The sequence below is a fragment of the Microbacterium sp. gxy059 genome (assembly GCF_050958665.1).
Classification (GTDB): Bacteria; Actinomycetota; Actinomycetes; order Actinomycetales; family Microbacteriaceae; genus Microbacterium.
In genome coordinates this window covers 1-13,032 of the sequence record NZ_JAMXWT010000008.1, presented here as the reverse complement: position 1 = coordinate 13,032, position 13,032 = coordinate 1, and the positions used below count along the sequence as shown (strand labels likewise).

14 protein-coding genes are annotated in these 13,032 nt (G+C 70.1%); 9 read left to right on the top strand and 5 right to left on the bottom strand.

From position 1 onward, the window contains the following. Together qcrC and ctaE are read right to left on the bottom strand one after the other, a co-directional pair. A complete protein-coding gene (gene qcrC / locus NHL53_RS06585; protein WP_433776055.1) occupies positions 1–807 on the bottom strand; it encodes a cytochrome bc1 complex diheme cytochrome c subunit in 807 nt (268 codons plus the stop codon). Between the two features lie 19 nt (positions 808–826). Continuing rightward, positions 827–1,456 carry an aa3-type cytochrome oxidase subunit III gene (gene ctaE, locus NHL53_RS06580; protein WP_433776054.1) on the bottom strand — a complete coding sequence of 210 codons (630 nt, stop codon included), beginning with the start codon at positions 1,454–1,456 and terminating at the stop codon, positions 827–829. 215 nt (positions 1,457–1,671) lie between these two features. Between ctaE and trpD the strand changes: the two genes are divergently transcribed. The 4 genes from trpD (at position 1,672) to ilvA (ending at position 5,855) form a co-directional block, all read left to right on the top strand. Beyond that, complete coding sequence (gene trpD / locus NHL53_RS06575; protein ID WP_433776053.1) at positions 1,672–2,736, top strand: anthranilate phosphoribosyltransferase; 1,065 nt, start codon at positions 1,672–1,674, stop codon at positions 2,734–2,736. A gap of 77 nt (positions 2,737–2,813) precedes the next feature. After that, complete coding sequence (locus tag NHL53_RS06570; RefSeq protein ID WP_433776052.1) at positions 2,814–3,380, top strand: LemA family protein; 567 nt, start codon at positions 2,814–2,816, stop codon at positions 3,378–3,380. Between the two features lie 28 nt (positions 3,381–3,408). After that, positions 3,409–4,623, top strand: coding sequence for an AI-2E family transporter (locus tag NHL53_RS06565; RefSeq protein ID WP_433776051.1), 1,215 nt, complete (start codon positions 3,409–3,411; stop codon positions 4,621–4,623). Next, positions 4,620–5,855 carry a threonine ammonia-lyase gene (gene ilvA, locus NHL53_RS06560; RefSeq protein WP_433776050.1) on the top strand — a complete coding sequence of 412 codons (1,236 nt, stop codon included), beginning with the start codon at positions 4,620–4,622 and terminating at the stop codon, positions 5,853–5,855. The genes NHL53_RS06565 and ilvA overlap by 4 nt, the downstream gene beginning before the upstream one ends. A gap of 67 nt (positions 5,856–5,922) precedes the next feature. On the opposite strand, the gene greA is transcribed toward ilvA, so the two are convergent. Next, positions 5,923–6,405 (bottom strand): transcription elongation factor GreA, encoded by a 483-nt coding sequence (gene greA, locus NHL53_RS06555; protein WP_433776049.1) that lies wholly within the window; start codon positions 6,403–6,405, stop codon positions 5,923–5,925. 104 nt (positions 6,406–6,509) lie between these two features. Beyond that, positions 6,510–6,902 (bottom strand): DUF4307 domain-containing protein, encoded by a 393-nt coding sequence (locus NHL53_RS06550; RefSeq protein ID WP_433776048.1) that lies wholly within the window; start codon positions 6,900–6,902, stop codon positions 6,510–6,512. A gap of 72 nt (positions 6,903–6,974) precedes the next feature. Here NHL53_RS06550 and NHL53_RS06545 point away from each other — a divergent pair, with 72 nt between their 5' ends. Next, positions 6,975–7,286 carry a hypothetical protein gene (locus NHL53_RS06545; RefSeq protein ID WP_433776047.1) on the top strand — a complete coding sequence of 104 codons (312 nt, stop codon included), beginning with the start codon at positions 6,975–6,977 and terminating at the stop codon, positions 7,284–7,286. Positions 7,287–7,299: 13 nt separating this feature from the next. On the opposite strand, the gene trhA is transcribed toward NHL53_RS06545, so the two are convergent. Next, the gene (gene trhA, locus NHL53_RS06540; RefSeq protein WP_433776157.1) at positions 7,300–7,989 is read right to left on the bottom strand and encodes a PAQR family membrane homeostasis protein TrhA; all 690 of its coding nucleotides are present in this window, start codon (positions 7,987–7,989) and stop codon (positions 7,300–7,302) included. 135 nt (positions 7,990–8,124) lie between these two features. Here trhA and NHL53_RS06535 point away from each other — a divergent pair, with 135 nt between their 5' ends. From NHL53_RS06535 to NHL53_RS06520, 4 genes are all read left to right on the top strand, one after another. Then, entirely contained in the window at positions 8,125–8,907 is a 783-nt protein-coding gene (locus NHL53_RS06535; protein ID WP_433776046.1) for an isoprenyl transferase, read from the top strand. Between the two features lie 144 nt (positions 8,908–9,051). Continuing rightward, complete coding sequence (locus NHL53_RS06530) at positions 9,052–10,380, top strand: PhoH family protein (RefSeq protein ID WP_433776156.1); 1,329 nt, start codon at positions 9,052–9,054, stop codon at positions 10,378–10,380. A gap of 158 nt (positions 10,381–10,538) precedes the next feature. Continuing rightward, entirely contained in the window at positions 10,539–12,788 is a 2,250-nt protein-coding gene (locus NHL53_RS06525) for a carbon starvation CstA family protein (RefSeq protein WP_433776045.1), read from the top strand. After that, positions 12,778–13,008, top strand: coding sequence for a YbdD/YjiX family protein (locus tag NHL53_RS06520; RefSeq protein WP_433776044.1), 231 nt, complete (start codon positions 12,778–12,780; stop codon positions 13,006–13,008). The genes NHL53_RS06525 and NHL53_RS06520 overlap by 11 nt, the downstream gene beginning before the upstream one ends. The last annotated feature ends 24 nt before the right edge of the window (positions 13,009–13,032 follow it).

The window sequence follows — 13,032 nt, the reverse complement described above, 5'->3', positions numbered from 1 at the left end:
TCAGTTCGACTTCGCCGTGATCCAGACGGCGACGGCGATGAGGCCGCCGATGCCGAAGATCCAGATGAACAGACCCTCGGACACCGGTCCGAGCGAGCCGAGCGTGAAGCCGCCGGGGGCCTGCATCTCCTGCTGGTAGAGCAGAGCCGAGATGATGTCGCGCTTGGCCTCGTCGTCGAGGTTCATGTTGCTGAACACCGGCATGTTCTGCGGACCGGTCACCATCGCGGCGTAGATGTGCAGCGCGGAGGTGTCCTGGATGTCGGGCGCGAACTTGCCCTGGGTGAGCGCGCCTCCGGCGGCGGCGACGTTGTGGCACATGGCGCAGTTGATGCGGAACAGCTCGGCGCCGCGCGACACGTCGCCCTCGCCGTCGAGCACGCGCTCGGAGGGGAATTCGGGGCCGGGCGCGACCGAGTCGACGTACGAGGACATCGCGAGGATCTGCTCCTCGGTGAACTGCACGGGCTTCTGGTCGGCCTGGGGGCCGTTCATCTGCATCGGCATGCGGCCGGTGGAGACCTGGAACTCGACGGCGAGCGCGCCGACGCCCGCGAGGGACGGGCCGTTGTCGGTGCCCTGGAGGTCGAGGCCGTGGCAGGTGGCGCAGTTGGCCGCGAACAGCTTCTCGCCCTCCTCCAGGTCGGCGTGCGCGGTCGACACGGTCGGGGTCTCCGTCGAGGCGACGGCAGCCGACGCCCCTGCGTAGAGACCGCCCGTCGCGAGGAGGCCGATACCGATCAGCGCCGCAGCCGCGAGGGGGCTGCGGCGGCCGGACGAGCGACGCTTCTTCTTCTCAGATGCCATGACTGATGGTGCTCCGCTCTTACTGGAGGAAGTAGATGACGGCGAACAGGGCGATCCACACGACGTCGACGAAGTGCCAGTAGTACGACACGACGATGGCGGTGGTGGCCTCCTTGTGCGTGAACTTCTTCACGGCGTAGACGCGCCCGATGGTGAGGAGGAACGCGATGAGGCCGCCCGTGACGTGCAGCGCGTGGAAGCCGGTCGTCAGGTAGAACGCGGAGCCGTAGGGGTCGCTGCTCAGGGTGATGCCCTCGGCGACGAGCTGCGCGTACTCCCACACCTGTCCGGAGACGAAGACCGCGCCGAGCGCGAACGACATCCAGAACCAGGGGATCATCCCGATCGACTTCCAGCCCTGGCCCTTGACGGTGTACGGCTGCATGCGCTCGGCCGCGAACACGCCGAACTGGCACGTCACGCTCGACGCGACCAGGATGACCGTGTTGACGAACGCGAAGGGCACGTTCAGCAGCTCCGTCTGCTGCTCCCAGAGGCCGGGAGAGGTGCTGCGGAGAGTGAAGTAGATGGCGAAGAGGCCCGCGAAGAACATGACCTCGGAGCCGAGCCACACGATCGTGCCGACGCTGACAGGATCGGGGCGCTTCACCGTTCTGGGCGCGGGGGAATAGGTAGCTGGGGTCGTCACGTGACCATTATGGCCGATAAGAGGGGGAGATTTTTGCACCTCGGGGGGCGCGGGGCCAGCTCCATCGCTTATGGGGCCAGGGTGAGAGTGCTGTGAAGTCGTGATGAAAGCGCAGATCGCGCCGTGAGAACGCTCTGCGCGCCTCCGGATCCGCCGACCCTCCGCGCGTCTTCTACAGCGTGTCGAGATTCGGAGGATCCCCTAGCATCGCCCCTATGAGTCACCCCACCTGGCCCCAGATCCTCAGCACCGTGGTCTCGGGAGGCGACCTCACCGTCTCCGAGGCGGAGTGGGCGATGCGCCAGGTGATGAGCGGCGAGGCGGGCCAGGCCCAGCTCGGAGGCCTCCTCACGGCCCTGCGCGCCAAGGGGGAGACGGTCGAGGAGGTGATCGGCTTCCGCGACGCGATCCTCGACGCGGCGGTGCCTCTGCCGGTCGACGCGGACGTGCTCGACATCGTCGGCACGGGCGGCGATCGCCACGGCACCGTGAACATCTCCTCCACGGCCTCGATCGTCGTCGCCGCCACGGGCGTCCCCGTCGTCAAGCACGGCAACCGCGCGGTCAGCTCGAAGACGGGCTCCTCCGATGTGCTGAGCGAGCTCGGCATCGATCTGCGCCTGTCGCCGGAGGGCGTGGCGCGGGTGCTCGACGAGGCGGGGATCACCTTCGCCTGGGCGGCGGCCTTCCACCCCGGGTTCCGCCACGCGGCGCCCGTCCGCGCGGAGTTGGGCGTGCCGACCGTGTTCAACTTCCTCGGTCCGCTCGTCAACCCGGCGCGCGCCGAGGCGAACGCCGTGGGCGTCGCCTCGGCCGAAGTCGTGCCGATCATCACGGGCGTCTTCCGGACGCGCGGCGCCACGGCGCTCGTGTTCCGCGGGGAGGACGGACTCGACGAGCTCACGACGACCGGGTACAGCCGCATCTGGCAGATCTCGAACGGCGACATGCACGAGTTCGACATCCACCCGCGCGACCTCGATCTCCCGACCGCCGTCATGAGCGACCTCGTGGGCGGCGCCCCGGCGGAGAACGCGTCCACGCTCCGGCGCACCCTCGCGGGGGAGCGCGGAGCGGTGCGCGACATCGTCCTCCTCAATGCCGCCGCGGGCATCGTCGCCTACCGGCTTTCGCAGGATCCCGCTCAGGCGAACCGCAACATGATCCAGCGGCTCGCCGAGGCGCGGGACGAGGCGGCGGCGGCGATCGACGACGGGCGCGCGGAGCAGCGTCTCGACGCGTGGATCGCGGCATCGCGTCGCGCGGGCGACGACGCCTGACGTCGTCCGCCCCGCACCCAGGCGGCGCCCATCCGCGCCGGTAAGCTGGTCTGCAACAGCGAGCAGGGAGAAACACCATGGAATGGCTGGTACCGGTCCTGATCGTCGGCGCGGTCCTCGTGATCGTCGGCATCTACCTCTGGGCGACGTACAACTCGCTCGTGTCCCTCAACACGCGCGTCGACGAGGCCTGGAGCGGCATCACGGTCCAGCTCACCCGCCGCGCCGATCTCATCCCGAACCTGATCGAGACGGTCAAGGGCTACGCCGCGCACGAGAAGTCCGTGCTCGAGAACGTCACGCGGGCGCGCTCCGAGGTCATCGCGGCCCAGAGCCCCGCGGCAGCGGGTCAGGCCGAGGGCCACCTGCAGCAGGCGCTCAAGAGCCTGTTCGCCGTCGCCGAGTCCTACCCGGCTCTGCAGGCCAGCCAGAACTACCTGCAGCTGCAGCAGTCGCTCGTCGACGCCGAGGACAAGATCCAGGCGTCGCGCCGTTTCTACAACGGCGGCGTGCGGGAGCTGAACATCAAGATCCGCCAGTTCCCGAACAACCTGTTCGCGAACGGTCTCGGCTTCTCGGCGCGCGAGTTCTTCGAGGTCGAGGACCAGAGCACCATCAGCCAGCCGCCGCGCGTGCAGTTCTGACCGCTTCCGGACCCGGAGACTGGCGCAGATGAGCGACCGGAACGGCAGGCGACGCGGGCTGTTCGGCTCCACGAGAGCGGTCGACGAGACGGCGGATCCGTCGCCGCGCCCGGTCGCCGAGGAGGTTCCGCGCCCGCTGCGCATCGCCGCCGCCTACGGGTGGCGGCTCCTGATCCTCGCGGCGGTGATCGCGCTCACCGTCTGGTGCGTCGCGAAGTTCAGCCTCATCGTCGTCCCCGTCCTCGTCGCGATCCTCCTCACGGCGCTGCTCTGGCCCTTCTTCTCCTGGATGCTGCGGCACCGGGTCCCTCGCCCCGTCGCGATCGTCGTCTCGCTCGTCGGCACGATCGCGATCGTGACGGGCCTCGTCTGGCTCGTCGTGTGGCAGATCTCCGAGCAGAGCGACATCGTCCGCGAGCGGGCCGTCGAGCGCTGGGGCGAGCTGCAGGCATGGGTGCTCGCCTCCGGCCTCCTTCCCGAGGAGCAGGTCTCGGAGTTCCTCTCGGTCGTCGGATCCTTCGTCCGCGAGCAGAGCGACCTCCTGCTGTCCGGGGCGGTGTCCGTCGGATCGACGGTCGGCCACGTCGGCGCCGGCGCGCTCCTGGCGTTCTTCGCCCTTATCTGCCTGCTCACCGACGGCGAGGGCATCTGGCGCTGGACCGTCCGCCTCTTCCCCCAGCGGGCGCGCGTCGCCGTCGACCGCGCCGCGAAGAACGGCTGGGCCACGCTCATCAACTACGCGCGCACGCAGATCTTCGTGGCGTCGATCGACGGCATCGGCATCGGAGTGGGCGCGGCTCTGCTCGGCGTGCCGCTCGCGATCCCGATCGGCGTGACGGTGTTCCTCGCGTCGTTCATCCCGTTCGTCGGAGCGATCGTCTCCGGAGCGCTGGCCGTGCTGATCGCGCTCGCCTACAACGGCCCCTGGGTGGCGGTCGCGATGCTCGGCGTCGTGCTGCTCGTGCAGCAGGTGGAGAGCCACGTGCTGCAGCCGCTCATCATGGGCGCCGCCGTGAAGGTGCACCCCCTCGCGGTCGTGCTCGTCGTGATGGCCGGGTCGATGGCGGGCGGCATCGCCGGGGCGCTGTTCGCGGTCCCGTTCGCGGCGTTCGTCAACGTCGTGGCCGTGACCCTCGCGACCGGATCCTGGCGCACCGGCGACCTGCCGGAGGCCGACCTGATGTGGCGGACCGAGAAGAGGACCCTCGGCCGCGGAGGAGAGGAAGAGGAGGAACGCGCGTGACGCACGCCGATCTGCCGTCGCTCGAGGAGTTCGAGGAGGCCGCTCGCGATCTCGAGCGCGTCATCGAGCGCACACCCATCCAGCCGTCGCAGCACCTCAGCGAGGTGCTCGGCGTCGAGGTGTCGCTCAAGCTCGAGAACCTGCAGCGCACCGGATCCTTCAAGATCCGCGGAGCGACGCACCGCCTCTCGCGCCTCACCGCGGAGGAGCGCGAGAGGGGAGTGGTCGCGGCCTCGGCCGGCAACCACGCGCAGGGCGTCGCCCTCGCCGCGCAGCAGCTCGGGATCCCCGCGACGATCTACATGCCGCTGGGCGTGCCCGTGCCCAAGCTCCTCGCGACGCGGGGGTACGGCGCGGAGGTCGTGCTCGAGGGCGCGACGGTCGACGTGAGCCTCGCGCTGGCGGCGTCCCATGCGGAGCGCACCGGCGCCGTGCTGATCCACCCCTTCGACCACCGCGACATCGTCGTCGGCCAGGGCACGCTGGGCCTCGAGGTGTTCGACGAGGTGCCTGGGGTCGAGACGATCGTCATGGGCATCGGCGGGGGCGGCCTCATCGCCGGGGTCGCGGCGGCCGCGAAGGCGAAGGCGGCCGCGGAGGGCCGCGAGGTGCGCATCGTCGGGGTGCAGGCCGAGAACGCGGCCGCCTACCCGGTGTCGCTCGAGGCGGGCGAGCCCACGACCATCACGACCGAGCCGACGATCGCCGACGGGATCCACGTCGCGCGCCCGGGCGCGGTGCCGTTCGAGATCATCCGCGATCTCGTCGACGAGGTCGTCACCGTGTCCGACGACGACATCGCCCGCGCGCTGCTGTCCCTGCTCGAACGGGCCAAGCAGGTCGTCGAGCCCGCCGGCGCGGTCGGCGTCGCCGCGATCCTCGCCGGGAAGGTGCGTGCGACGGGGCCGACCGCCGTGATCCTCTCCGGCGGCAACATCGACCCGCTGCTCCTGCAGCGCGTCGTCTCGCACGGTCTCGCGGCCGCCGGACGGTACATGACCATCCGTATCCCGCTCCCGGACCGTCCGGGGCAGCTGGTCCAGGTGTCGGAGCTCCTCGCGCAGGCGGGCGCCAACGTCATCGAGGTGCTGCACACGCGCCACGGACAGGGCATGCAGATCAGCGAGGTCGTCCTGCAGATCTCCGTCGAGACGCGCGGCGAGGAGCATCGCGCGCTCGTTCTCGAGGCGCTCCGCGCCGGAGGCTTCCGCCCCGAGATCGTGCCGGACTGATCCGCGCGCATACGACGAGGGGCGGCCCGCATCTGCGGGCCGCCCCTCGTCGTATGCGGATCCGGCGTCAGCCGGTGAAGGTCTCCACCCGGACGATCTCGACGGGGATCGACTTGCCGTTGGGCGCCTCGTACGAGCCCTTGTCGCCCTCCTTCATGCCGATGATCGCCGACCCGAGCGGGCTCTGCTCGCTGTACACGTCGAGGTCGGTCCCGCCGGCGATCTCGCGGCTGCCGAGCAGGAAGCGCTCCTCGTCGCCGAGGATCAGAGCCGTGATGACGGTGCCGGGCCGCACGGTGCCGTCGGCCTCGGGCGCCTCGCCGATCTCCGCGTCCTTCAGGATCGCGGCCAGCTGGCGGATGCGGGCCTCCTGCTTGCCCTGCTCGTCCTTCGCGGCGTGGTAGCCGCCGTTCTCGCGCAGGTCGCCCTCTTCGCGGGCGGCCTCGATGCGCTTGGCGATCTCCTCGCGACCGACCGTCGAGAGGTGCTCGAGCTCGGCGGCGAGCCGGTCGTAGGCCTCCTGGGTGAGGAAGGGAGTCTCGTTCGACACGATGCGTTCTCCTTTGAAAGGAACAGATGATCGTCCTGATCGACGGGCGATCGAGACGAGTGGTGCGGGAGGTGCCTGGCTCCGCACCGGGTATCCGGAAGAATCTACCGGAGCCAGCAGGCGTTCACGAATCCCGTCGTGGCCTCCGCGACCGTCGGGATCGTCTCGGTGTGCGTGGAGGCCGCGCCGGATGACGGCGGATACTCCACGACCTGCCACCCCACGATCCCGTGCTGCCTGTCCTGCGCCTCGATGACGCACGCGACGGGGGCGTCGTGCGCGCTCGTGACCTGGAAGCGCACCTCCACGGCGCTCTCGTCTCGCACCTCGAAGCCGAGATCGTCGTAGTCGACCGTGCCGAGGGACTGCGACAGCGAGATCCACACGACGACGCCGATCATCGCGGCGCCCGCCGCGCCGAGGAGCGTCCAGACGACGCCGCGGGGCAGGCGGCGTGCGCGCCCGTAGCGGATGTCGAGCTGCTCCTGTGTGGTCACGAGCGCCTCTCAGCGGGGACGAATAGGGTGGGGTGGTTCCAGATTAGCCGCCCCATTCTCAGGAGCAGGTGGATGCACGTCTTCTCAGTCGTCTTCGCGGGTCTCGAGGAGACGCCGATCCCCACGCCGACCGTCGATCCCGACTCGGTCACCCCGGGACCGCTCGGGTTCCTCACGATCGCCCTGGTCGTGATCGCGGTGATCCTCCTCGTGCTCGACATGCTGCGCCGTGTGCGCCGCACGCGCTACCGCGAGGAGGTGCGCGAGATGCTCGACGCCGAGGAGCGCGCGGCGCGCGGCGACGAGGAGGCTCCGTCGGAGCGCGACAGCGCGCCTGGCGACGCCGAGGCGGACCCGGCAGCGGATCCCGACCCCCGCCCCTGAGCGCCCGGGGCGGTCAGCCCGCGTTGTAGGCGGGATCGAGGGCGATGAGCAGCGCCGCGGTCCAGTGGCACAGGAACGCCAGCACGGTGCACACGTGGAAGATCTCGTGGAAGCCGAAGTGGTGCGGCCACGGGTTCGGACGCTTCATCGCGTAGACGACGGCGCCGACGGAGTAGAGGACGCCGCCGACGACCACGAGCACCATCATCGCGGCGCTCGCCCGGAACAGGTCCGGCATGTACATCACGGCGGCCCAGCCGAGCGCGAGATAGAGCGCGACGTACAGCCAGCGGGGCGCGCCGATCCACAGCACCCGGAACAGGATTCCGAGGAGCGCACCCGACCAGACGACGATCAGCAGGATCGTCCCCTTCTCGGGCGGCAGCGCGAGCACGCCGATCGGCGTGTAGGTGCCGGCGATCAGCAGCAGGATGTTCGCGTGGTCGATGCGCTTCAGCACGGCCTTCGTCCGCGGACCCCAGCGGAAGCGGTGGTAGACGGCCGAGTTGCCGAACAGGAGCAGCGACGACGCCATGAAGACCGCGGAGGCCCATTTCGCGGGGGTGCCGTGGGCGAGGCAGATGAGGACGATGCCGGCGGCCAGGGCGACGGGCGCGGTGCCCGTGTGGATCCACCCGCGCCAGCTGGGGCGGATCTCCTCGGGTGCGCCGCTCGTCGCCTCGAGGAGGGGGAGCTGGGGCATCGACGCGCCCTCGTCGGGCGGGACGCGATCGGAGCCGGACGGGGCGGGCGTCTCGCGCGGTGTCATCCTCCGAGCGTACGAGAGAACGTATGCCCCGCGGCGCACACAGGTGCGGCGGGGTATCGTCGTCTCGTGGTGAGCACGCGATCCGAGGCGGGAACCGGACCCCTCTATCGGCTGTACGCCTCGCGCCTGCGCCGTCAGATCGACCCCGACCGCGTGCCGAGGCACGTGGCGATGATGATCGACGGGAACCGCCGCTGGGCCAAGCAGCTCGGCTACGAGACGCCCGCTCACGGGCACCGCGCGGGCGCCGCCAAGATGGTCGAGTTCCTCGAGTGGTGCTCCGACCTGGGCGTCGAGGTCGTCTCGCTCTATCTGCTCTCGGGCGACAACCTGCGCAAGCGCGACACGGGCGAGCTGCAGGACCTCATCGAGATCATCGCGGGGCTCGCCGGCCGCCTCTCGCGCCGGGGCGACTGGAAGGTCAAGCACGTCGGACGCGACGAGGGCCTCCCCGACTTCCTTCTCGCCGCGCTGCGCGACGCTGAGAGCCGCACGGCCGAGAATGCGGGCCTGCACGTGAACCTCGCCGTCGGCTACGGGGGGCGCTACGAGATCGTCGACGCGGTGCGGTCGATCATCGCCGAGCACCGCGGGCACGGCGGCACGATCGAGGACCTCGCGGAGAACCTCACCCCCGACCAGATCGGCGCGCACCTCTACACGAGCGGTCAGCGCGACCCGGACCTCGTGATCCGCACCTCGGGCGAGCAGCGGCTGAGCGACTTCCTCGTCTGGCAGAGCGCGCACAGCGAGTTCTACTTCGTCGAGGCGCTGGGGCCGGACCTGCGCGAGGTCGACTTCCTGCGCGCCGTGCGCGACTACGGATCCCGCGACCGACGCTTCGGACGCTGACCGGCGCGCCGTGTGAACGGCGTGTGAAATCCTCCCGCGCGCCGAGCCGAGGCCCTTCCGAATGACACCGGTGTGATTTACGGTCGTGCCAATGGGCAGATCGCCCGCGGAGGGAGCGGTTCCGTGACCACCACGACACAGACCATCGAGCATCATCCCGACGTCGACGCCCCGCCTGCGGCTCAGCGCGCGTACGTGCTCGACACCTCGGTGCTGCTGAGCGATCCGCGGGCGATGTTCCGCTTCGCCGAGCACGACGTCGTGCTGCCGGCCGTCGTGCTCGCGGAGCTCGAGGGCAAGAGGCACGACCCCGAGATCGGCTACTTCGCGCGCCAGGCGCTGCGCTTCCTCGACGAGCTCCGCATCGAGCACGGTCGGCTCGACGTCGCGGTCCCCACCCGCGGGGGAGGGACGCTGCGGGTCGAGCTCGGGGCCGCCGACCTGCGCGTGCTCCCCGACGGCCTGCGCACGGCCGACGGCGATGCGCGGATCCTCGCGGTCGCCGCGCGGCTCGCGGAGGACGGCGAGGACGTCGTGGTCGTGTCGAAGGACGTCCCCATGCGGGTGAAGGCGGCGGCCCTCGGCATCCCCGCCGAGGAGTACCTCGCCGAGCAGGCGGCCGACTCGGGATGGACGGGCATCGCGCAGATCGCCCTCTCGGGAGACGAGATGGCCGACCTCTACGAGTCCGAGGTCGCGCTCCACGACGACGTGCGGGGCCTTCCCGCCAACACCGGCCTGGTGATCCAGTCCGAGCGCGGCTCGGCGCTCGCGCGTGCGACCGGGGCGGACGGCGAGATGCGCCTCGTGCGCGGCGACCGCGAGGTGTTCGGCCTGCGCGGGCGCTCGGCCGAGCAGCGCCTCGCGATCGACCTGCTGCTCGACCCCGAGGTCGGCATCGTGTCGCTCGGCGGACGCGCGGGCACGGGCAAGTCGGCGCTCGCGCTCTGCGCGGGGCTCGACGCCGTGCTCGAGCGCCGCGAGCAGCGGCGGATCATCGTGTTCCGGCCGCTCTTCGCCGTCGGCGGCCAGGAGCTCGGCTACCTGCCGGGCGACCAGGGGGAGAAGATGGGGCCGTGGGGCCAGGCGGTCTTCGACACCCTCGGCTCCGTCGTCTCCGACAACGTCGTCGACGAGGTCATGCAGAGGGGCCTGCTCGAGGTGCTGCCGCTCACCCACATCCGCGGGCGCTCGCTGCACGACGCCTTCGTCATCGTCGACGAGGCGCAGTCGCTGGAGCGCGGCGTGCTGCTGACCGTGCTCAGCCGGATCGGCCAGAACTCGCGGGTCGTGCTCACGCACGACGTGCAGCAGCGCGACAACCTCCGGGTCGGACGTCACGACGGCATCGCCAGCGTCATCGAGACCCTCAAGGGGCAGCCGCTCTTCGGACACGTCACGCTCACCCGGTCCGAGCGGTCGGCGATCGCCGCGCTGGTGACGAGCCTCATCGAGGGCGACGAGCTGGTCTGACGCCTGGGCATCCCAGCGGATTCATCGGATGCTCCTCATGGGTTCGCAGGAAGACGCCTCGCGGGTCCAGGCTTGTCCGTCGGCGGTCGTCGAGGATCGCCCGTGCGGTGCGGTGATCGCCGCGCCGCGCGACGCCGAAGAAGGATGCCCCGCACTCCATGTCATCGAAGACCTCATCCGCATCGTCGCGACGGGATCTGCCGCCCGTCGCCGTCGACGCGAAGCCGAAGTGGACCCCGCTCAAGGTCATCATCTGGATCGCGATCGCGCTGCTCGGCGGCGTCTCGTGGACGATGCTCGCGATCGTCCGCGGCGAGAGCGTCAACGCGGTCTGGTTCGTGTTCGCCGCCGTCTGCACCTACGTCATCTTCTACCGCTTCTACTCCAAGTACATCGAGCGGCTGATCGTCCGTCCGGACGACCGGCGCGCGACGCCTGCCGAGTACCGGGCCGACGGCAAGGACTACGTGCCGACCGACCGCCGCGTGCTGTTCGGCCACCACTTCGCCGCCATCGCCGGCGCCGGTCCGCTCACCGGTCCCGTCCTCGCCGCTCAGATGGGCTACCTCCCCGGAACGATCTGGATCGTCGTCGGCGTCGTGCTCGCTGGCGCGGTGCAGGACTACCTCGTGATGTTCTTCTCGATGCGCCGAGGCGGACGCTCGCTCGGCCAGATGGCGAAGGACGAGCTCGGCCGCTTCGGAGGAGCCGCGGCCATCCTCGCCACGCTGCTCATCATGATCATCATCACGGCGATCCTCGCGCTCGTCGTCGTCAACGCCCTCGGCGAGAGCCCCTGGGGCGTGTTCTCGGTCGCGATGACCATCCCGATCGCGATCTTCATGGGCGCGTACCTGCGCTGGATCCGCCCGGGCCGCATCACCGAGATCTCGATCATCGGCTTCGTGCTGCTCATGGCCGCGATCGTCGGCGGGCAGTACGTGGCCGCCACCGAGTGGGGCCAGGCGATCTTCGCCCTCGACCGCACCACCATCGCCTGGTACATCATCATCTACGGCTTCATCGCCGCGGTCCTCCCCGTGTGGATCCTGCTGGCGCCGCGCGACTACCTCTCGACCTTCATGAAGATCGGCGTGATCGTGCTGCTTGCGGTCGCGATCCTCTTCGTCCGCCCCGTGGTCGAGATGCCGGCCTTCAGCATCTTCGCGGCGGGAGAGGCCGGACCCGTGTGGGCGGGGAGCCTGTTCCCGTTCCTGTTCGTGACGATCGCCTGCGGAGCGCTGTCCGGCTTCCACGCGCTCATCTCGTCGGGGACGACGCCGAAGATGATCGAGAAGGAGAAGCAGACGCGCTTCATCGGCTACGGCGGCATGCTGATGGAGTCGTTCGTCGCGATCATGGCGCTCGTCGCCGCGATCTCGATCGACCAGGGCATCTACTACGCGATGAACTCCTCGTCCGCGGCGACGGGCGGAACGGTGCAGGGCGCCGTCGCGTTCGTGAACAGCCTCGGGCTGACGGGCGTGAACGTGACGCCCGAGATGCTCCAGTCGGCGGCAGACAACGTCGGAGAGGAGTCGATCATCTCGCGCACGGGCGGCGCGCCGACGCTCGCCTTCGGCCTCGCCCACATCCTCCACCAGTGGCTCGGCGGGTCGGCCTGGATGGGCTTCTGGTATCACTTCGCGATCATGTTCGAGGCGCTGTTCATCCTCACCGCGGTCGACGCCGGCACGCGCGTGGCGCGCTTCATGCTGCAGGACTCGATCGGCAACGTGATCCCGAAGTTCAAGGACACCTCGTGGCGTCTCGGCGCCTGGATCTGCACGGCGATCATGGTCGCGGGCTGGGGTGCGGTGCTCCTCATGGGGGTGACCGATCCGCTGGGCGGGATCAACACGCTGTTCCCGCTGTTCGGCATCTCGAACCAGCTGCTCGCCGCGATCGCGCTCGCGGTCGTCATGACGATCATCGCGCGCCGGCGCACCTTCAAGGGCCTGTGGGTCGTGGCCCTGCCCCTCGCCTTCGTCACGGTCGTGACGTTCGTCGGATCCTTCCAGAAGATCTTCTCGTCGACGCCCGCTGTCGGCTACTGGGCGAACCACTTCCTGTATCGGGACGGGATCGCCGACGGCTCGTATGTCGACTTCGCGCCGGGCGCGGACGACGCGGCGAAGCTCGCGGCCGCGGAGGCCACCGTGCGCAACACGGCGGTGCAGGGAACGCTGTCGATCGTGTTCGTCACGCTCGCCGCCATCGTGATCGCGGCCGCGATCATCCAGACGATCAAGGCGTTCCGCGCGACGGAGGTCGTCGATCGCGAGGACCCCGCGGTCCCGTCGCAGCGGTACGCTCCCGCGGGCTTCATCGCGACGTCTGAGGAGCGCGCGCTCGAGAAGGAATGGGCGGCGCTGCCGGAGGACCAGAGGCCCGAGCGTGGCCACTGACCTCGCGACCATCCGCCCGGGTGCGCTCCTCCGCGCGCTCGGGCGGGGCTGGCGCGCCGTGCGCTGGTACGTGAACGGTCTCACGGGCCAGTCCCGGTACGCCGACTACGTCGCGCACGAGCGCGTCGCGCACCCCGATCGCGCGCCGCTCAGCGAACGGGACTTCTGGCGCCGCGTGTATCGGGACCAGGACGCCAACCCCGGGAGCCGCTGCTGCTGAGCGCAGACGGGAGGGGCCGGAGAT